General features: G+C 63.0%; 20 protein-coding genes and 1 tRNA gene. 12 read left to right on the top strand and 9 right to left on the bottom strand.

Features of this window, described 5'->3' with window-relative positions; genetic code table 11:
- Positions 1-3: 3 nt before the first annotated feature.
- The gene (gene cmk, locus QSV46_RS18345; RefSeq protein WP_314954034.1) at positions 4-642 is read right to left on the bottom strand and encodes a (d)CMP kinase; all 639 of its coding nucleotides are present in this window, start codon (positions 640-642) and stop codon (positions 4-6) included.
- Positions 639-2024: a 3-phosphoshikimate 1-carboxyvinyltransferase gene (aroA, locus tag QSV46_RS18340; protein WP_409997179.1), complete on the bottom strand. Its 1386-nt coding sequence runs from the start codon at positions 2022-2024 to the stop codon at positions 639-641. The genes cmk and aroA overlap by 4 nt, the downstream gene beginning before the upstream one ends.
- 112 nt (positions 2025-2136) lie before the next feature.
- On the opposite strand from aroA, the gene QSV46_RS18335 reads away from it, so the two are divergent.
- The 3 genes from QSV46_RS18335 to QSV46_RS18325 all read left to right on the top strand — a co-directional run bounded on the left by QSV46_RS18335 (position 2137) and on the right by QSV46_RS18325 (position 3105).
- Complete coding sequence (locus tag QSV46_RS18335; RefSeq protein ID WP_314954028.1) at positions 2137-2544, top strand: TIGR02300 family protein; 408 nt, start codon at positions 2137-2139, stop codon at positions 2542-2544.
- Between the two features lie 96 nt (positions 2545-2640).
- A tRNA-Ala gene (locus tag QSV46_RS18330) sits at positions 2641-2716 on the top strand.
- Between the two features lie 152 nt (positions 2717-2868).
- Positions 2869-3105, top strand: coding sequence for a GIY-YIG nuclease family protein (locus QSV46_RS18325; RefSeq protein WP_314954025.1), 237 nt, complete (start codon positions 2869-2871; stop codon positions 3103-3105).
- Between the two features lie 20 nt (positions 3106-3125).
- Here QSV46_RS18325 and QSV46_RS18320 read toward each other — a convergent pair whose 3' ends face one another.
- On the bottom strand, positions 3126-3587 hold the full coding sequence (locus QSV46_RS18320) for a MarR family transcriptional regulator (RefSeq protein ID WP_314954022.1): 462 nt from the start codon (positions 3585-3587) through the stop codon (positions 3126-3128).
- A gap of 152 nt (positions 3588-3739) precedes the next feature.
- On the opposite strand from QSV46_RS18320, the gene QSV46_RS18315 reads away from it, so the two are divergent.
- The 8 genes from QSV46_RS18315 to QSV46_RS18280 all read left to right on the top strand — a co-directional run bounded on the left by QSV46_RS18315 (position 3740) and on the right by QSV46_RS18280 (position 10998).
- Positions 3740-4165: an organic hydroperoxide resistance protein gene (locus tag QSV46_RS18315; protein ID WP_018323436.1), complete on the top strand. Its 426-nt coding sequence runs from the start codon at positions 3740-3742 to the stop codon at positions 4163-4165.
- Between the two features lie 217 nt (positions 4166-4382).
- Positions 4383-5561 carry a CaiB/BaiF CoA-transferase family protein gene (locus QSV46_RS18310; RefSeq protein ID WP_314954014.1) on the top strand — a complete coding sequence of 393 codons (1179 nt, stop codon included), beginning with the start codon at positions 4383-4385 and terminating at the stop codon, positions 5559-5561.
- Positions 5562-5777: 216 nt separating this feature from the next.
- Positions 5778-7094, top strand: a complete 1317-nt coding sequence (ugpB, locus tag QSV46_RS18305; protein ID WP_314954011.1) for a sn-glycerol-3-phosphate ABC transporter substrate-binding protein UgpB — start codon at positions 5778-5780, stop codon at positions 7092-7094.
- A gap of 45 nt (positions 7095-7139) precedes the next feature.
- On the top strand, positions 7140-8021 hold the full coding sequence (gene ugpA / locus QSV46_RS18300) for a sn-glycerol-3-phosphate ABC transporter permease UgpA (protein WP_314954009.1): 882 nt from the start codon (positions 7140-7142) through the stop codon (positions 8019-8021).
- Positions 8021-8869 (top strand): sn-glycerol-3-phosphate ABC transporter permease UgpE, encoded by an 849-nt coding sequence (gene ugpE / locus QSV46_RS18295; protein WP_314954005.1) that lies wholly within the window; start codon positions 8021-8023, stop codon positions 8867-8869. The genes ugpA and ugpE overlap by 1 nt, the downstream gene beginning before the upstream one ends.
- A 5-nt stretch (positions 8870-8874) precedes the next feature.
- The gene (locus QSV46_RS18290; protein WP_314954002.1) at positions 8875-9954 is read left to right on the top strand and encodes a sn-glycerol-3-phosphate import ATP-binding protein UgpC; all 1080 of its coding nucleotides are present in this window, start codon (positions 8875-8877) and stop codon (positions 9952-9954) included.
- Positions 9955-10248: 294 nt separating this feature from the next.
- On the top strand, positions 10249-10674 hold the full coding sequence (locus QSV46_RS18285; RefSeq protein ID WP_211383850.1) for an Hsp20 family protein: 426 nt from the start codon (positions 10249-10251) through the stop codon (positions 10672-10674).
- 51 nt (positions 10675-10725) lie between these two features.
- Positions 10726-10998 (top strand): DUF1150 family protein, encoded by a 273-nt coding sequence (locus tag QSV46_RS18280; protein WP_011083553.1) that lies wholly within the window; start codon positions 10726-10728, stop codon positions 10996-10998.
- 115 nt (positions 10999-11113) lie between these two features.
- Here QSV46_RS18280 and QSV46_RS18275 read toward each other — a convergent pair whose 3' ends face one another.
- Entirely contained in the window at positions 11114-12136 is a 1023-nt protein-coding gene (locus QSV46_RS18275) for a glycoside hydrolase family 5 protein (RefSeq protein WP_314953938.1), read from the bottom strand.
- Positions 12137-12149: 13 nt separating this feature from the next.
- On the bottom strand, positions 12150-13442 hold the full coding sequence (locus QSV46_RS18270; RefSeq protein ID WP_314953935.1) for an O-antigen ligase family protein: 1293 nt from the start codon (positions 13440-13442) through the stop codon (positions 12150-12152).
- 139 nt (positions 13443-13581) lie between these two features.
- On the opposite strand from QSV46_RS18270, the gene QSV46_RS18265 reads away from it, so the two are divergent.
- Entirely contained in the window at positions 13582-14208 is a 627-nt protein-coding gene (locus tag QSV46_RS18265; protein WP_314953932.1) for a GNAT family protein, read from the top strand.
- Between the two features lie 63 nt (positions 14209-14271).
- Here QSV46_RS18265 and QSV46_RS18260 read toward each other — a convergent pair whose 3' ends face one another.
- The 4 genes from QSV46_RS18260 to rpoN all read right to left on the bottom strand — a co-directional run bounded on the left by QSV46_RS18260 (position 14272) and on the right by rpoN (position 18383).
- Positions 14272-15093 carry an outer membrane protein gene (locus QSV46_RS18260; RefSeq protein WP_314953929.1) on the bottom strand — a complete coding sequence of 274 codons (822 nt, stop codon included), beginning with the start codon at positions 15091-15093 and terminating at the stop codon, positions 14272-14274.
- Positions 15094-15361: 268 nt separating this feature from the next.
- A complete protein-coding gene (ptsN, locus tag QSV46_RS18255; RefSeq protein WP_314953926.1) occupies positions 15362-15823 on the bottom strand; it encodes a PTS IIA-like nitrogen regulatory protein PtsN in 462 nt (153 codons plus the stop codon).
- A gap of 232 nt (positions 15824-16055) precedes the next feature.
- Positions 16056-16667 (bottom strand): ribosome hibernation-promoting factor, HPF/YfiA family, encoded by a 612-nt coding sequence (gene hpf / locus QSV46_RS18250; protein ID WP_314953922.1) that lies wholly within the window; start codon positions 16665-16667, stop codon positions 16056-16058.
- An 84-nt stretch (positions 16668-16751) separates the two neighbouring features.
- On the bottom strand, positions 16752-18383 hold the full coding sequence (rpoN, locus tag QSV46_RS18245) for an RNA polymerase factor sigma-54 (RefSeq protein ID WP_314953919.1): 1632 nt from the start codon (positions 18381-18383) through the stop codon (positions 16752-16754).
- Between the last annotated feature and the right edge of the window lie 47 nt (positions 18384-18430).

Genomic DNA, 18430 nt, shown 5'->3' with positions numbered 1-18430 from the left:
GGCTTAACCCCGCGACCGGCCCGCTCGGACGGCCTCGATAATGTCGATGGCGGCCCGGGCGCCGCCTTCTATATCCAGTTGGGAGTTATCTAGCAAGTAAGCATCCGGGGCCGGTTTCAGGGGCGCAATCGGCCGGTTCTTGTCGCGCTCGTCGCGCTGGATGATGTCGGCAAGCACGGCCGCCTCGTCGACCTCCTCGCCCCTGGCCTTGGCCTCCATGGTCCGACGGCGCGCGCGGACCCTGGGGTCGGCGACGACGAAGATCTTCACGTCGGCGTGCGGGCAGATCACGGTTCCAATGTCCCGGCCGTCCAGCACAGCCCCCGGCGGATCGGCGGCGAACTGCCGCTGGAAATTGACCAGGGCCTCGCGGACCCTGGGGATCGCCGAGACGATGGAGGCGCCCTCGCCGGCCTTCTGGGTCTTCAGGGCGGGATTGCCGAACTTTTCGGGATCAAGCTCCAGCGCAGCCTGCACCGCAGCCGCCTCGTCCCGGAGATCATGGCCGGACTGCATCAGGGCATAGGCCACGGCGCGGTAGATCACGCCGGTATCGAGATGACGGTAGCCGTAATGGTGGGCAAGGCGCTTGCCGAGCGTCCCCTTGCCCGAGGCCGCGGGCCCGTCGATGGCGATGATCATGAAAACTCGGCCCCTAACGAACGCATCATAGGGATAAAATCCGGAAAGCTGGTGGCGATGAAGGCGGTATCATCGACCGTCACCGGCTGGTCGGAGGCGCAGCCCATCACCAGCGCGGACATCGCGATGCGATGATCCATGTGCGTGGCGACAGTGCCGCCGCCCGGAACGTGGCCGCGGCCCTCGACGAGCAGATCGTCGCCGGAAATCTCGACCTTGACGCCGTTGACGCGAAGCATCGCGGCTGTGGCTTCGAGACGATCGGATTCCTTGACGCGCAGCTCGTGCAGGCCGCGCATGATGGTGGTGCCTTCGGCGAAGGAGGCCGCCACCGCCAGCACCAGATATTCGTCGATCATCGAGGGCGCGCGCTCCGGCGGCACCTCGACGCCGCGGAGCTTCGAGGCGCGCACCCGCAATTGCGCCATCGGCTCGCCGGCGTCGCCACGCACTTCGTTTTCCTCGATCGAGGCGCCCATTTCGCGCAGCGTCGTGAAAAGACCGGTACGTAGCGGATTGGTCATGACGTCAGACAGAACGACATCGGAGCCTTCGACGATCAGCGCGGCGACCACGGGGAACGCCGCGGAAGAAGGATCGGCGGGCACCACGACAGTGGCGCCATGCAGCTCGGGCTGGCCGACGAGGGTGATGCGCCGGCCGTGCTGACCTTCCGGCGCCGAAATGATGTCGGCGCCAAAATGCTTCAGCATCAGCTCGGTGTGGTCGCGGCTGGCCTCGCTCTCGATCACGATCGTGGTGCCCGGCGCAGCCAGGCCCGCCAGCAGCACGGCGGATTTGATCTGCGCTGAGGCGACCGGGGTCTTGTAGATGATCGGCAGCGGATCGCGGGCGCCTTGGACGGTCAGCGGCAGACGACCGCCCTCGCCGCCTGACATGACCTTCGCGCCCATCTTTTCGAGCGGGTCGAGAATCCGGCGCATCGGGCGGCTGCGCAGCGAGGCGTCGCCGTCGAACACCGCCGAGATCGGGCAGCCGGCGACGGCGCCCATGACCAGCCGGCAGCCGGTGCCGGAATTACCGAAATCCAGGGCCGCCTTCGGCTCGGCAAAGCCCGCGACGCCGACGCCGTTCACTTTCCAGGCGAAATCGCCGGTGCGCTCGACCATAGCGCCCAGCGCTTGCATGGATTTGGCGGTATTGAGGACGTCCTCGCCCTCGAGAAGGCCCGAAATGCGGGTCTCGCCGACCGCGAGCGCCCCCAGGATGAGGGCGCGGTGGGAAATCGACTTGTCCCCCGGCACCCGTACTTTCCCGGTCAGGGGGCCGCTTGCGCGCGATTTGAGCGGCGTCGGCTTGTCGGAATGGGTCAAGATTGTGTCCTTGGATGCGCCTTTGGAGCTCGCGGGCAGGTACCACATGGTCTCCCCGCCGTCACGGGCATGTCGTTCTCTCGTAATGCGCTATTGACAGCGGGCCGCCAACTAGCCAAGTGAAACACCGCTTTTCAGACATTCCCAGGATTCCTCTGCCGTGGCCAAGTCCGAACTCGGAACCAAACGTATTTGCCCAACTACGGGCAAGAAGTTCTATGACCTCAACAAGAATCCGGTGATCTCGCCCTATACCGGCGAAGTGGTGCCGATTGCGCCCGTGGCGCCGGCTCGCGCGCCCCGCGGCGCCGAAGCCCGCCACGCCGCGGCCGCCGAGGCCACGCCGGAGCCGGCCGAGGTCGAGGAGGTCTCGCTCGAGGAGGCCGATGCCGAGGAGAATACCGGCAAGGTCAAGGCCGTGGTGCCCGAATCCGAGGACGACATCGAGGTCGACGAGACCCTCGACGACGACGATGACGACGATTCGACCTTCATTCCCGACGAGGAAGAAGGCGACGAGGACGTGACCGACATCATTGGTGACGTCGGCGGTGATGAAGAGACTTGAGATCAGCCCTGATCTGTGAAAAAGGGTGCACCGCGCGAGTCGCCTAGGACTCGCCGGCCGGGACGATCCCCCAGGATCGCCCAACTGGAAGACTAAGGGGCCATAGCTCAGCTGGGAGAGCGCTTGCATGGCATGCAAGAGGTCGGCGGTTCGATCCCGCCTGGCTCCACCAGCCTTCGCAGGCTGCGCCTGCTTCGGCTCGGCAAGCCCCCTCGTAGCGAAGGCTGCCCCGCCATAGCCCGCAAGGGCGGAGGCGGGCCTGGGCAGATTCCCAATCGCGTCCATAGACTGGTTTTGTATCCTGTCCTCGCGGGGGGATGGGCCATGAAATACGTCTACACGCTCGAAAGTCTCGACCACGAGCACTTCTATGTCGGCATCACCGACGACCTGCGGGCTCGCTTGGCGAAACCTAACGCCGGCGAGGTGCCACACATCTCAAAATATGGACCTTGGCGAATTCGGACCTATTTCGCGTTCGATGACGCGGCTCGCGCTACTGCGTTTGAACGATATCTGAAATCTGGCTCGGGGCGCGCGTTCGCGAAGAAGCACTTCTGACCGCTCCTGCTTGTCTCCCCCTACTCCCCGATCACCGCATTCAACCGGTCGCGCAGCGCGACGATCTCGTCCTTCATCGCGACCAGTTCCGAGACCGAGCAGTCCGCCGCCGCCAGGATCGATTGCGGCACGGCGCGCGCCTTGTCCTTCAATGCTTGGCCCTGTGGGGTCAACGCGATCAGAACCTGACGCTCGTCCTCGCTCGAGCGAGTGCGCTTGACGAGGTGGGCGGCTTCGAGCCGCTTGAGCAGCGGCGTCAGCGTGCCCGAATCCAGGTGCAGCCTTTCGCCGATGTCCTTGACCGGCACGTCGTCGCGCTCCCACAGCACCAGCATCACCAGATATTGCGGATAGGTCAGGCCGAGCCGGTCCAGCAGCGGCTTGTAGACGCGGTTGAAAGCGTGCGCGGCGGAATAGACCGCAAAGCAGATCTGGTTGTCGAGGCGCAGCGGCTGGTCCGCTGCCGAGTGTTTCCGGGGCATGGAGAATCTCACGAGACTTCCTCATTCTGGGGCCGGGCGCCGCCACATTCAATTGCGAACAATTAAATGTGAGGCATGCAAATTTCAATTGCGCACAATATAATTGTTTGCGATATAGGACGCACCCCAACCGAAGACCCGAGGAGACGAAGATGTCCGTGAACGTGCTCTACAAGACCAGCGCAAAAGCCACCGGCGGCCGTGACGGCCATGCCGCGACCCTCGACGGCGCGCTCGACGTCAAGCTCACCACGCCGAAGGAGCTCGGCGGCGGCGGCGGGGCCGGCAACAATCCCGAGCAGCTGTTTGCGGCGGGCTACGCCGCTTGCTTCATCGGCGCGATGAAGTTCGTCTCCTCGCAGGGCGGACCGAAGGTGCCGGCCGACGCCTCCGTCACCTCCACCGTCGGCATCGGCCCGCGCTCCGAAGGCGGCTTCGGCCTCGACATCGACCTCGCCGTCTCGCTGCCGGGCCTTGCCCGCGCGGAAGCCGAGGCGCTGGTCGAAAAGGCCCACCAGGTGTGCCCCTATTCCAACGCCACGCGCGGCAATGTCGACGTTCGCCTGACGGTCGTCTGATCCAGCGGCGGAGCGGCCGGCCCGAGATCCCCTTCGGGCCGGCCGCTTCGAGCTAATCTGCCACGCTGCGGGATTGCGCAGCGGCGGCGCATGCAGCCCTACGCGGCAGCCCATTGCTGGCGCGAAAAAACCTCGCTAGGCCTGTGATCAAATGATCGACATAGGGGAAGCGAAAGGTATGATAGAAGCTGCCAGTTCTGGAGCAGCATTGGGCGCAATGAGCGGGCTGCGCGTCATCGATCTCACGCGCGTGCTCGGCGGTCCCTACTGCACCCAGATCCTCGCCGACCACGGTGCCGACGTGATCAAGGTCGAGCCGCCCGCCGGCGACGAGGTGCGCGACTGGGGCCCGCCCTTCCACGACGAAGACGCCGCCTATTTCATCGGCATCAACCGCAACAAGCGCTCGATCGGCCTCGACCTCGCCTCCGAGGGCGGCCGTGTGGTGCTGCTGAAGATGCTGGAGAGCGCCGACGTCCTGATCGAGAATTTCAAGCCGGGCACGCTGGAGGAGTGGGGCATCGGCAGCGAGATGCTGCGCGAGAAATTTCCGCGCCTCGTGCACTGCCGGATCTGCGGCTTCGGCGCCGACGGCCCGCGCGGCGGCAATCCCGGCTATGACGCCATCATCCAGGCCATGACCGGCATGATCGCGGCGACCGGCTCGCCCGAGAGCGGACCGATGCGGATCGGCGTGCCGCTGGTCGACATCACCACCGGACTCTATGCGGCGATCGGCATCCTGATGGCACTGTCGGAGCGGGAGCGCTCGGGCCAGGGCCAGTTCCTGGAGACGACGCTGTACGAGACCGGCCTTGCCATCATGCATCCGCACACCGCGAATTATTTCATGCATGGCAAGCCGCCGTCGCTCACCGGCAACGAGCATCCCAACCTCGTGCCCTACGCGATCTTCCCGACCAAGACCGACGACATCTTCATCGGCGTCGGCAATGACGGCACCTTCCGCAAGCTCGCCAAGGAGATCGGCAAGCCCGAGCTCGGGAGCGATCCGCGCTTTGCCCGCAACAAGGACCGCATCGCCAATCGCGAGGCTCTGCGCGCCGAGCTTGCCGCCGTGTTCAGCCAGCACGAGGCCGAGCCGCTGTGCAACCGCCTGCTCGCGGCGGGCCTGCCCGCGGGCCCGGTGCAGAAGATCGACCAGGCCCTGACCAATCCGCATACCATCGCCCGCGGCGATATTATCGAGAAGGACTGGTACAAGGGCGTGGCCTCGCCGATCCGGCTCGACCGCAGCAAGCCGAGCCTGCGCCGCCTGCCGCCGAAATTCAGCCAGCACTCGGCGGAGGTGCTCGGCGAGTTCGGGTATTCCAAAGCCGAGATCGACGCGATGGTTGCGCAGGGCACGGTCTGCGGCCCCGAGCGCAAACGCTAGGGGCCATCACCTCCCACACCAGCGATGCCGCACTGCGGCGCGGGCGTGCATGTGCAATGCGGACGGAGGAGGCTCCGCGCTCGGCATTCGCCTATTTGACGACTTCCCTTCTGCCGCGCTTGCCGCTTTCGTTTCTCCCGCTTACACAGTCATGTGAACGTCATATGGCACTGCTAGCGCAAGCGATCTTTTTGACGGCCAAGGGAGGTTTACTTGATGGCTCTTCGACATTTTGGAGCGGCTGCCGCTGTTGCAATCGCAATTGGCATAACGGCTTCGCCGGCGCTGGCCGTGACCGAGATCCAGTGGTGGCATGCGATGACGGGCGCGAACAACGACGTCATCGTCAAGCTCGCCACCGACTTCAACGCGTCGCAGACCGACTACAAGGTGATCCCGACCTACAAGGGCAACTATCCCGACACGATGAACGCCGGCATCGCCGCGTTCCGCGCCGGCAACGCCCCGCACATCATGCAGGTGTTCGAAGTCGGCACTGCGACCATGATGGCCGCGACCGGCGCCGTGAAGCCCGTGTACAAGCTGATGGCCGAGGCCGGCGAGAAGTTCGACCCCAAGATCTACCTGCCCGCCATCACCGGCTACTATTCGACCTCGAAGGGCGAGATGCTGTCCTTCCCCTTCAACTCGTCGTCGACCGTGATGTGGGTCAACCTCGACGAGCTCAAGAAGGCGAATGTCGAGATCCCCAAGACCTGGCCAGAAACATTCGAGGCCGCCAAGAAGCTGAAGGCTGCGGGTCACGACACCTGCGGCTTCTCCGGCTCCTGGGTGACCTGGGTCAATCTCGAGCAGCTCTCCGCCTGGCACAACGTGCCGCTCGCCAGCAAGGCCAACGGCCTCGACGGCTTCGACACCGTGCTGGAGTTCAACGGACCGCTCCAGGTCAAGCACCTCGAGACCCTGGTCGAACTGCAGAAGACCAAGACTTATGACTACGCCGGCCGCACCAACACCGGCGAAGGCCGCTTCACCTCCGGCGAATGTCCGATCTACCTGACCTCGTCGGCATTCTTCGGCAACGTCAAGGCGCAGGCCAAGTTCGCCTTCACCGCCGTGCCGATGCCGTATTATCCGGACGTCAAAGGTGCGCCGCAGAACTCGATCATCGGCGGCGCCTCGCTCTGGATCATGGGCGGCAAGTCGGCCGAGGAATACAAGGGCGTCGCGAAATTCCTGACCTTCCTCTCCGACACCGATCGCCAGGTGTATATCCACAAGGCCTCTGGCTATCTGCCGATCACCAAGGCGGCCTACGCCAAGGCGAAGGAAGAGGGCTTCTACAAGGACCAGCCCTATCTCGAGACCCCGCTGCTCGAGCTGACCAACAAGGAGCCGACCGAGAATTCGCGCGGCCTGCGCCTCGGCAACATGGTTCAGCTGCGTGACGTCTGGTCGGAAGAGATCGAGCAGGCGCTTGCCGGCAAGAAGACCGCCAAGCAGGCGCTCGACGCCGCGGTCGAGCGCGGCAACACCATGCTGCGCCAGTTCGAAAAGACCGCCGTAAAATAAGGCGAGGGCGCCGGCAGACCGCAGGGCCTGCCGGCGCCGCCCATCATGCAAAAGCAAGCCATTTTCCAATCGAAACTATTGCCCTACGCGCTGGTTGCGCCGCAGCTCGCGATCGTCCTGATTTTCTTCTACTGGCCGGCCCTGCAGGCGGTGATCCAGTCCTTCCTGCTGCAGGACGCCTTCGGCCTGTCGACCACCTTCGTCTGGTTCGACAATTACCTCGAGCTGTTCAGGGACCGCGCCTATTTCGAGTCGATCGTCCGGACCTTCTTCTTTTCGTTCGCGATCGCCGTGTCGTCGTTGTCGTTCGCGCTGCTGCTCGCGGTGATGGCCGACAAGCCGCTGCGCGGCTCGATGCTCTACCGCACGCTCCTGATCTGGCCCTATGCGGTGGCGCCGCCCGTCGTCGGCGTGCTCTGGATCTTCATGCTGCATCCCTCGCTCGGCGTGCTCTCGCGCTATCTGCGCAGCCTGGGCGTTGACTGGAATCCGCTGCTCGACGGCGACCAGGCCGCGGCACTGATCATTCTCGCCGCCGCGTGGAAGCAAATCTCCTATAATTTCCTGTTCTTCCTCGCCGGCCTGCAAGCCATCCCGAAAAGCGTGTTCGAGGCCGCCGCGATCGACGGCGCCCGTCCGATGCGCCGGTTCTGGACCGTGACCTTCCCGTTGCTGTCGCCGACCATCTTCTTCCTGCTGGTGGTCAACATCGTCTACGCCTTCTTCGACACTTTCGGCATCATCGACACCATGACCCGCGGCGGTCCCGGCACGTCGACGGTCACGCTGGTCTACAAGGTCTATTCCGACGGCCTGCTCGGCGGCAATCTCGGCAGCTCCGCGGCGCAATCGGTGATCCTGATGGTCATGGTGATCGTGCTGACGGGAATCCAGTTCCGCTTCGTCGAACGCAAGGTGACCTACTGATGGTCGAGGAAGAGGGTATCAGGCGCTACGTCGCCCACTTCATCCTGTGGATCGGGATCGCGATTGTCGCCTTCCCCGTCTACATCGCGATCGTCGCCTCGACCCAGGACAACGCGCTGATCGCCAACGGGCAGATGTCGCTGCTGCCGGGCGGGCATTTCTTCGAGGTCTACTACCAGACCATCTTCGTCGGCACGAGCGGCTCGACCCGCGAGCCGGTCGGCAACATGATGCTGAACTCGCTGGTGATGGCGCTGGCGATCGCGATCGGCAAGATCGCGATCTCGATCATCTCGGCCTATGCGATCGTGTATTTCCGCTTTCCGTTCCGGATGCCGATCTTCTGGATCATCTTCATCACCCTGATGCTGCCGGTCGAGGTCCGCATCTATCCGACCTACAAGATCGTCGCCGACCTGCACATGCTCGACAGCTATGCCGGCCTCGCCCTGCCGCTGATCGCATCGGCGACCGCGACGCTGCTGTTCCGCCAGTTCTTCATGACCGTGCCGGACGAGCTGCTGGAAGCCTCACGCATCGACGGCGCCGGTCCCCTGCGCTTCTTCTGGGATACGCTGCTGCCGCTGTCGCGCACCAACATGGCGGCGCTGTTCGTGATCCTGTTCATCCTCGGCTGGAATCAATATCTCTGGCCGCTGCTCATCACCACCCGCGACGACATGCAGACCATCCAGGTCGGCATCCGCAAGATGATCACCACCACCGACGCGCTGACCGAATGGCCGATCGTGATGGCCACCGCCGTGCTGGCCATGCTGCCGCCGGTGTTCGTCGTCGTCGTCATGCAGAAATTATTCGTGCGCGGACTCGTGGAGACGGAAAAGTAGATCTCATGGCTAACGTCACCCTGCGCAACGTCCGCAAGACCTATCCCGGCGGCTTCGAGGCCATCAAGGGCGTCAACGTCGATGTCGCCGATGGCCAGTTCTGCGTTCTGGTGGGCCCCTCCGGCTGCGGCAAGTCCACATTGCTGCGCATGGTCGCGGGCCTCGAGACCGTTACCGGCGGCGAGATCGACATCGGCGGCCGCATCGTCAACCAGATCGAGCCCGCCGATCGCGACATCGCGATGGTGTTCCAGAACTACGCGCTCTATCCGCATATGAGCGTCTTCAACAACATGGCCTACGGCCTGCGCAACCGCGGCATGAAGGAGGCCGAGGTCAAGACCCGCGTCGACGAAGCCGCGCGCGTGCTCGAGCTCACATCGATGCTGGAGCGCAAGCCGCGCCAGCTCTCCGGCGGCCAGCGCCAGCGCGTCGCGATGGGGCGCGCCATTGTGCGCCAGCCGAAGGTGTTTCTGTTCGACGAGCCGCTGTCGAACCTCGACGCAAAACTGCGCATCGCGATGCGCGTCGAGATCCGCAAATTGCAGCGCCGGCTGAGCACGACGTCGATCTACGTCACCCACGACCAGTTGGAAGCAATGACGCTCGCCGACATTCTCGTGGTGATGAATGGCGGCCAAGTCGAGCAGGTCGGCAATCCGCTGGCGATCTACGAGAAACCGGCGACGACCTTCGTCGCTTCCTTCATCGGCGCGCCACCAATGAACCTGATGTCGACGCGCGCCGACGAGATCAAATCGCAGCTCGGCGGCACCGACGCCGGCATCCTCGGCATCCGCCCGGAAGATTTTGTCATCACCGACCAGACGCCCGCCGGCGGCGTCGCACTTCCGCTCACGGTGGAAGCGATCGAGCGCGTCGGCGCCGAGACCTTCGTCTATGGCACCCGCGCGCAGGACGAGCAGCGCATCGCCGCCAATCCCGGCGAGTTGCCGCCCGGCGAAGTCATCGTCCGCATTCCCGGAACCGGGGCCCCGGCCATTGGTGAGAGGATCCGCGTCGCCGCGGTGCGCCCAAAACTGCATCTGTTCAGCGAGGACGGGCGGACGCGGCTGGAGACCTGACGAGTTCCGAGGGGCCCTCGATCAAAAACAGCAAAAACAACCCCATGCACAGTAGCCGGGGGTTTGTTTTCATTGGGATAAATCGTCCGGCAAATTCGCCAAGCCCGGACCGGTTCGGCCGTGATGATCCCTAAGCATCTCTGCGATGTTCCGCCTGGCGCCGGCGGAAGCACTGAATCCACAGCCCCCGGCTACGTCCTTGAACCGACACGGGGATATGACCATATTGCTGACCAAGGGGCGCCTCTACGGGCCCTGATGCACCAAAGTCGCTTCGAGAGGACTTTGTAAACTATGTCTCGTGTTCCCACGCTTTCCAGTCCGTTCCTTCTGGGCTTCGATGAGATCGAGCGCGTGCTCGACCGCGTCGTCAAAGGCGCCGACGGTTACCCTCCCTACAATATCGAGAGGTGCGACCGGTCGGACGGCCAGCCCGAGCGCTTGCGGATCACGCTGGCGGTCGCCGGATTCACCCGCGACCAACTCGATGTATCCATTGAGGAAAACCAGCTCGTGATTCGCGGGCGGCAGCAGGACGACAAGACCCGGCAATACATCCATCGCGGCATCGCCGCGCGCCACTTCCAGCGCACCTTCGTGCTGGCGGAGGGGATGCTGGTGCTGGGTGCGGATCTGAAGAACGGGCTGTTGTCGATCGATCTTGCCCGGCCTGAACCGGAGAGGATCGTTAAGACAATCGCTATCAATGAGCACGAATAATGGAACGAGTAGCGGACTCGACCGCTTAGTTTCTGTGAAGGAGTCGAGACCATGAGTGAAGGTCACGTTGCGTTCGAATACGAAGCCAAGAACGTCTCTCCGGAGACGCTGGCAACCCTCGGCGAAGGCCATATCGCCTATGTGAAGCAGATCCGCTCCGAGGATGTTCCGGGCCTGTTTCCCGAAGCGCCGAAGATCGCGCCGGGCCTCAAGCTCTTCGCGCTTCACGCCGCCGACGGCACGCCGATCATGCTGACCGACAGCCGCGAAGCCGCGGTCGCCAACGCCTGGAGCAACGAGCTGCAAGCGGTGAGCGTGCACTGAGCGCACGCGCGTCAAACGAATAGGGTTTCAAGCGGGCACGCCTTCGCACGAAGGCGTGCCCGTTTTGCTTTGCGGTGACGGCCTGCCTTTGCACGCCTCAGCTTTGCTTCGCGCTTCAATGCGGCGCCGGGATCAGGGCGCGTATGATGTCTGGCTTCCAGGTCTGGCGCGCGCTATCGAACGCGGCGAAGTCATGGTCGAACTGCCAATAGGCCCAGGCCCAGCCAAGGCGGTCCGCATTTCGCGCCACGAACGACAGGTATCTCGTCCGACTCTCGGCTGGAGCGCGCTCGTACACTCCGAATTCGCCGATATAAACCGGGCGCTTTTTGCTTTCGGACCAAGCACGCACCTTCTCGAAATCGGCGAGAGCGTTCCGTTCGTCATCCGGAGTGCCCCATTCAAGCGGCCCTAGTCGCGAAAATGTTTGCGACCATGGCGCGCCCTGATGCGTGAATCGTATGGGCGCGTAATAGTGAAACGTAACGATGATATTTCTGTCCTCCGGTGGCAGCACCAGCTCCTCGACCGGCATGTCATCAATATTGAGAACAGCAGCAATCACCGTCCGCTCGGCGTTTGTGCGGCGGATGATGCCGAGACACTCATTCAGAAGGGCGTTCCAGCTGGTGGACGTCATCTGCCCGCCCGGCTCATTGAGGACCTCGAAGACCAGCGCCGGATATTTTCCGGCATAACGCTCGGCGATTTGCGTCCAGAACGCCTTCAGCTTCTCGGCGCATCCAAGCACGTCGCGCTGGCAAACATCGGTGTCGTGCTCGTCAAGGACGGGGATGAGGTTCCGGGCCAGTACCTCTTCGATAACGGCATCAAGCCGCCTCAACACGATCTCATCCACCAGATTCCCCTCGCCCATGAACTTGAAGGCAAAGAAGTTGATCCGCACGTGCGAGAACCCTGCGGTTCTGATCGCAGTGAGGTTGTCCAGACGGAATGGCGCGTCCCGGCCTCCCTCCCAGATGCCGTCGTAGCCAAGAATGTTGATGCCGCGCCCCAGTTTTGCCGGAGCGCGTGCGGTGCCCTGCCCGGCAGCATCGGCGCGGCAGCAGATCGCGAGGACGGATACCGCCAAGGCCAGAGCGAAAGTTGCCGGCCAGCGGCCGCAGGTGGCGCTCATCCGATTGCCTTCATCATTGCTGCAAGTCCTGCTGCGGCACCGGCCTGCATACGGCGAAGAAGAATGCGACGAGAAGCACGGAGGTGAACATCGTCGACCGAAGAAACATGGTCTCTGTGAAATTGGTTTGAAAGCTAAGGACGGCGAATCCGATGATGAGAGCGCAGTGGCTACGATCGATCGATCGAGTGGCGATCAGATACAGAACCTTGTCCGAAAACAGAAAAACGCTGGTGACGAACAGCACATAGCCTAGAAATCCCGTTTCGATCGCGATCGCAATGTAACCGTTATGATAGTTGTCGAGCACCCAGCCGTGGTTCTGGTTGAAATAGTCGTAAATCGAGGGAAGCGTCCAGAACCCGTTGATGCCAAAGCCCAGCAGCGGCGCGTCGTCGAAATGTTTGATGGCGTACTGCCAGATCAACGTCCGTTCGGTCAGATCGATGGTTGATTCGCCGATATGGATGGAATCATAGCCCGTGACATAGAAGTACAGGAACAGCAGGGCGGCCAGGATGCACATGATGAATGGCAGCACCGCATAGACTTTCATGCAGCGAATCGACCACATCGAGGTCACGAGCAGTCCACCCGCTGCAACGGCAACGGCCCCGGCACCTCGGGATTCCGAGGCGATGACGCAGGTCGATGCAAGCAGAAACGTCGTGAGAAAGACCGTCCATGCCTGCCCCGTCATCTTCTGATAGCAGGCAAAGAACATGAGATACGCACTGATGAAGCCGAGCGTCTGCTTCGATTCATATATTCCTTGCCACTGACCATTGTGCATCCAGCTCTGGTCCACCCCGATCTCGGGCACGAAGACCGCACAAACAGCCGAGGCCGCGACCAGTATGAAGAGACCCAGCGCCGTCGACCTGACGATGTCGTCGATGTCGATACGCGTGACGAGGCAATATGCACCGAAGGTCGTCACCCCAAGTGCCGCGCTCTTCATGATTGCCGCGGTGGTGAGGCTGGTCCAGAAAACGGAAATGGCGGCGAGAGCGTAGAATGCAGCCAGCGCAATCAGATCGGGATTGAACTGCACTCGCACGCGTGGACGCACGAAGGCACTGGCATAGATCAAGATGGTCCACATCAAGAGCGCAACGGCTTGCTGGACATAGCTCAACTCTGCGGGGAGCAGCGCGGCGTTGAAGACACCCATCGACGCGACCACATTGATGGTGATCGAGCTACGGATCACGTTTTTGGCAAGCTTTTCCACGGGAAGGCCGCGCGGCTTCCGGATCGCGCTCTCGTATGCCTCGGAATTCGCCGCGCTGTGCAAGATGGCCATGAGCTGACCTTCCTCAAGCACGGTTAATACTTTCTTAGCTCAGGGCGCGACCGCTTCCACGCCTCTTGCAGGCCCGTGCGAAACTTCGGCGTCTTACCGTCAAAATTGATCGTTTAGCTCGGAGCTGCTTAGATGCAGCATGTCACTCAAAAACGAACGCCTGCCCAAGCAACAACTCTGGTTTCCGGCCGGGCGCTATTTCCTCCGTACCGTCAAGCGCGAAGATGCGTCGCAGCGCTGGGCGGACTGGTTATCCGATCCCTGGACGGTACACGTTCTCAACACGCCGCCGCGCGCGATGACCAAGGCGGAGATCGCCGACTACATCAAGACCTTCGATCAGCGCGAGCGGCTGCTGCTCGGAATCTTCGAGAAAGGCAGCCGCGCCCATGTCGGCTTCATCCGCCTCGATATCAACGCAGCAGTGAGCGAGGGCCTCGTCAGCGCGGTGATCGGCGAGAAGGAGCACCGCCATGCAGGCGCGACGGTGAACACCTTCATTCCGTTGCTCAAGTTCGTATTCGACGATCTCAAGCTGAGCCACGTGCGCGCATTTGTGCTGGAGCGAAACCAGACGACGATTCAATATCTGTCGAAGCTCGGATGGACGCTCGAATCCGAGCCCCAGAGCCCGGTTCGATCGCATACGGACGGGTCGCTCCTGGTGCTGCGCCGGATGAGTTGGGACCGGGCGGGCTTCCAGACCTGGCTGAAAAGCCCCATCGGACAGCGGATCGTAAATCGCATGGAAGCGGCGCAAGGCTGAGCCCGGCCGCGTCCTGCGTCAGACTGCAATCGGCGCTTGTCGGTACTTGGCTCAGTACCTTGCTCAATACTTGGCGACGACCGCCGATCCGCCGAAGCGATAGTTGATGCCGACTTTCACGATATCGATGTCCTGACGGATGTCGATCAAGGCGGTGGACCCCGCGGGATTGACGAAGCCTACGCGCTTGCTGTCGAAACCGTAGTGGTTGTACTCGACCAAAGCCGACCAGTTCGGAGCGAAGGCCCACTCGACGCCCGCACCTGCGGTCCAGCCGACCCGATCGGTGCTGGTGGTTGCGTTACATGCGATGAAGGGAGGTCCGCAGAAAAATCCGCCGACGGTGATAAAATTGTCCAGGCTGTAACGGTCATGCGCGAAGCCGACGCCGCCCTTGCCGTAAACAAGGAAACGATCCCAGGTGTAGCCGACGCGGCCGGTGACGCTGGCAACCCAGTCTGTTCGGCTGGAGAGTGTCGCCGGGTTGCCGCTCTTGCCGCCGAAGAACGGATCGTTCGCGACCCCATGGATGTCGGTTCCGGCAAAATCGCCCGCGATGCCGATCACCCAGTTATTGGAGAACTGATAGTCGCAACCGGCCTGAACGCCGCCGACCACCCCGTCGCCGTTGACGCCGATGCGGTCGCCCGGCAACGCCCCCGTCGTGGTGACCGGAAAACCGGGAACACCCGTCGCTATCGCCGGATCCGTGAAACCGGTCCTGCTCCAGCCCCCGCCGACATGGCCGCCGACATAACAGCCGGTCCAGCTGAAGGGCACGGCCGCTACGACCGGAGCCTTCGTGTAGGGACGCGCCCCCAAATCAGCAGCCTGAGCCGAACCTGCGACAATCAGAGCCGACGTGGCCAGAAACAGCCTTTTCATTGTCATTCCCCCAACAATCAGCAATTGCAAAATTTCCGACAGGGTACACCGGTCGAACGGCGGATGCTGTATTGACTCAGCAACACTCCGACACTTTCAGAAATGCGGTTCTGCTCAATCTTGAACGCAAAGCACCGCTGCGCGACGCCTCAAGCGTGAGAGCGACGCCTTGGGCTTAGCTCATCGAGAGAGGCTGACAAAGGTCGCGCGCGGCGGCGAAACGCGAAAATGACGCGGCACGCGCTCTCGCCAGTGACGATGACGAAGATCAGGCCGCCGTCGCGGGCGGCAGCGCCAGCACCGAATAGATCGCCTGGGCATCGCGCGAGGCGCGGAGCTTCTTGGCGATGTCCTGGTCGCGCAGGAGACGGGCGATGCGGGCGAGGGCCTTGAGGTGATCGGCGCCGGCGCCTTCGGGGGCGAGCAGCAGGAACACCAGATCGACCGGCTGGCCGTCCATCGATTCGAAATCGATCGGGCGATCGAGCCGCGCGAACAGGCCGAAGATCTTTTCCAGCTTGGGCAGCTTGCCGTGGGGAATGGCGACGCCATAGCCGACCGCGGTGGTGCCGAGCTTCTCGCGCTGGAGCAGCACCTCGAACACCGCGCGCTCGTTCTGTCCGGTGAGCTCGGCGGCCCTGGCCGCGAGCTCCTGCAAGGCCTGCTTCTTGCTGTTGACCTTCAATGCCGGGAGAATCGCCTCGGGTGCGACCAGATCGGTAATCGGCATGAAAGGTTTCCGAGGTGAATTAAACCGTCAGGTTCCGAATTGGCCAGCTTGGTCAACCAAGCCGGGCCGGCATCAAGAAGGTGAAGCAGGAGGAGGACTTAGCCCGGTCCTGATGTGGGGCGCTTCTACTCCAACGCAATCCCGGTGCCAACTCCTGCGTGCGGCTTTGTCCCGGTCATTGTTAAGGGCTGCGGTTGGTACGGGGACCCGATCCCAGCCAGGATGGCCCAACCTAACCCCCCGGCTTGGCGTCCACCCTGGTTCCCGGGGGGTCAATCCAGCCCACATTGCCGTCGGCCCGACGGTAAATGATGTTCACCCGGCCGCTGGAGCCGTGATGGAAGACCAGGCAGGGCGCCCCGCTCAGGTCCAGCTCCATGACGGCCTCGCTGACCGACATCTGCTTCAGCGAGGTGGTGGCCTCGGCGATGATGACGGGGCTGTAGCCGGTGACCTCGTCCTCGTCCTCACCCTCGCCCGGCGCTTCCAGCACATAGCTGGTGGCATCCATGGCGGCCAGCGCTGCGGAGGCGACATGGGCCTTGCGGGCCGAGCGGTCCTTGAGCCGGCTCTTGTAGCGCTTGAGCCGCTTCTCGATCATCACGAGCGCCTGGTCGGCGCTGGCATAGGCGTCCGGCGCGTTCGAATCGGCCTCCAGCGTAATTCCGGAATCGAGATGCAGCGCGCAATCGGTGCGGAAGCCGAAGCCGTCCTTGCTCAGCGTGATGTGCCCGGAATAATTGCCGTCGAAATATTTGCGCAGGACCTCCTCGGTCCGGTCGGAAACGCGGCCGCGCAGGGCCTCGCCGACGCTGACGCTCTTGCCCGAAATCCGAAGAGTCATGTGATGCCTCGCTTGGTTTTACGTGCCCAGCTTGGATCGGTCTCGATGGGAGAGTGAGAGTAGCGCGATTTCGCGCCAGCGCAATCAGGCCGGCTCGGTGTTGCGGGAGCGATCGGACATTGCGGTGGAAATGACGTTACCAAGAGCGCTCTGCTTGTCGCGGCGGCGTTGCACCGAGGACGGAATGCGCATGGCTTCGCGGTACTTCGCGACCGTGCGGCGGGCAATATCAATGCCCGAGGCGCGCAAGCGTTCCACGATGGTGTCGTCCGATAGAATCGCCAACGGCGCTTCCGAATCGATCAGCTGCTTGATGTGGTGGCGGACGGCTTCGGCGGAATGCGCCTCGCCGCCGTCGGCCGACGCGATCGAGGCCGTGAAGAAGTATTTCAACTCGAATGTGCCGCGATTTGTCGCCATGTATTTGTTGGCGGTGACGCGCGAGACGGTGGATTCATGCATCTGGATGGCGTCGGCGACGGCCTTCAGATTCAGCGGCCGCAGATGCGCGACGCCATGGGTGAAGAAGCCGTCCTGCTGGCGCACGATTTCGGTCGCAACTTTCAGGATGGTGCGGGCGCGCTGATCGAGCGCGCGCACCAGCCAGGTCGCGTTCTGAAGCGCGTCGGTGAAATAGGACTTGTCGCCGTCCTTGCCGATCTTCTTCGACAGCTCGGAATAATAGGTCTGGTTGACGAGCACGCGCGGCAGGGTGTCGCTGTTGAGCTCGACGTGCCAGCCGCCGTCCGGGCCCGGGCGGACGTAGACGTCGGGCACCATGGTCTGGAGTCGCGCCGAGCCGAACTTCATGCCGGGCTTGGGATTGAGGCGGCGGATCTCGCCGATCATGTCGGCGATGTCCTCGTCGTCGACGCCGCAGACTTTCCGCAGGCCCGCAATGTCGCGCTTGGCGAGGAGATTGAGATGCTCGACCAGCGCCTGCATCGCCGGATCGTAGCGGTCGAGCTCGCGGAGCTGGATCGCCAGGCATTCGCTCAAATTGCGCGCGCAGACGCCGGGCGGATCGAATTTTTGCAGCACGGCGAGAACGGCCTCGACGTCCGCTTGCGATGCGCCAAGGCGCTCGGCGGCCTGGCCGAGATCGGCCGGCACATAGCCGGCCTCGTCGACGAGGTCGATCAGGTACTGGCCGATCATCCGCTGCGCCGCCCCGGTGAAGGCGACCGACAGCTGCTCGGCCAGATGGTCGCCGAGCGTGGTCTCGGCGGCGACGAAAGCTTCGAGATTGTAGTCCTCGTCGCCGGAGGCGCCGCCGCCCCATTCGGTATAGGTGGTCGGTGCGATGTCCTGGGCGTTACGGGCCGCAGCCTCGGCGGGTTCCTCGGAGAAAACGTTGTCGAGGCCCGTATCGAGGGTCTGCTCGATCTCGGCGCGGGTGCCAAGGTCCTTGTTCATCCAGTCTTCCTGGCCCGGTTCGAAGGCCTCGCCGGCACCGCCAAAACCGTCGTCGCCCTGGCCGTCGCCCTGGCCACCGGACTCCTCGCCATCATTGAAACGACCGGCGTCGGCGGGAGCCTCTCCTGCGGCGGGCTCGTCGTTGGCGCGCTCCAAGAGCGGGTTCCGCTCGAGTTCCTCCTCCACGAAGGTCGTGAGATCGAGATTGGACAATTGCAGCAGCTTGATCGCCTGCATCAGCTGCGGCGTCATGACCAGCGACTGCGATTGCCGGAACTCTAATCTCTGCGTAAGCGCCATGAAGCAAGAACCGATCCCAAAAAGTTGGTCCGATTTTTGCTTATCCT

Source organism: Bradyrhizobium cosmicum, from assembly GCF_032290525.1.
Lineage (GTDB): Bacteria > Pseudomonadota > Alphaproteobacteria > Rhizobiales > Xanthobacteraceae > Bradyrhizobium > Bradyrhizobium cosmicum_A.
This window is presented reverse-complemented; position numbering and strand designations above follow the sequence as displayed.

Coding starts and splice junctions, on each gene's coding strand:
- QSV46_RS18285 (WP_211383850.1), top strand. CDS start 10,249: ATGTCTCGTGTTCCCACGCTTTCCAGTCCGTTCCTTCTGGGCTTCGAT.
- QSV46_RS18275 (WP_314953938.1), bottom strand. CDS start 12,136: ATGAGCGCCACCTGCGGCCGCTGGCCGGCAACTTTCGCTCTGGCCTTG.
- QSV46_RS18315 (WP_018323436.1), top strand. CDS start 3,740: ATGTCCGTGAACGTGCTCTACAAGACCAGCGCAAAAGCCACCGGCGGC.
- QSV46_RS18320 (WP_314954022.1), bottom strand. CDS start 3,587: ATGCCCCGGAAACACTCGGCAGCGGACCAGCCGCTGCGCCTCGACAAC.
- QSV46_RS18290 (WP_314954002.1), top strand. CDS start 8,875: ATGGCTAACGTCACCCTGCGCAACGTCCGCAAGACCTATCCCGGCGGC.
- QSV46_RS18260 (WP_314953929.1), bottom strand. CDS start 15,093: ATGAAAAGGCTGTTTCTGGCCACGTCGGCTCTGATTGTCGCAGGTTCG.
- aroA (WP_409997179.1), bottom strand. CDS start 2,024: ATGTGGTACCTGCCCGCGAGCTCCAAAGGCGCATCCAAGGACACAATC.
- QSV46_RS18280 (WP_011083553.1), top strand. CDS start 10,726: ATGAGTGAAGGTCACGTTGCGTTCGAATACGAAGCCAAGAACGTCTCT.
- QSV46_RS18265 (WP_314953932.1), top strand. CDS start 13,582: ATGTCACTCAAAAACGAACGCCTGCCCAAGCAACAACTCTGGTTTCCG.
- ptsN (WP_314953926.1), bottom strand. CDS start 15,823: ATGCCGATTACCGATCTGGTCGCACCCGAGGCGATTCTCCCGGCATTG.
- ugpB (WP_314954011.1), top strand. CDS start 5,778: ATGGCTCTTCGACATTTTGGAGCGGCTGCCGCTGTTGCAATCGCAATT.
- hpf (WP_314953922.1), bottom strand. CDS start 16,667: ATGACTCTTCGGATTTCGGGCAAGAGCGTCAGCGTCGGCGAGGCCCTG.
- ugpE (WP_314954005.1), top strand. CDS start 8,021: ATGGTCGAGGAAGAGGGTATCAGGCGCTACGTCGCCCACTTCATCCTG.
- QSV46_RS18270 (WP_314953935.1), bottom strand. CDS start 13,442: ATGGCCATCTTGCACAGCGCGGCGAATTCCGAGGCATACGAGAGCGCG.
- cmk (WP_314954034.1), bottom strand. CDS start 642: ATGATCATCGCCATCGACGGGCCCGCGGCCTCGGGCAAGGGGACGCTC.
- QSV46_RS18325 (WP_314954025.1), top strand. CDS start 2,869: ATGAAATACGTCTACACGCTCGAAAGTCTCGACCACGAGCACTTCTAT.
- QSV46_RS18310 (WP_314954014.1), top strand. CDS start 4,383: ATGAGCGGGCTGCGCGTCATCGATCTCACGCGCGTGCTCGGCGGTCCC.
- ugpA (WP_314954009.1), top strand. CDS start 7,140: ATGCAAAAGCAAGCCATTTTCCAATCGAAACTATTGCCCTACGCGCTG.
- rpoN (WP_314953919.1), bottom strand. CDS start 18,383: ATGGCGCTTACGCAGAGATTAGAGTTCCGGCAATCGCAGTCGCTGGTC.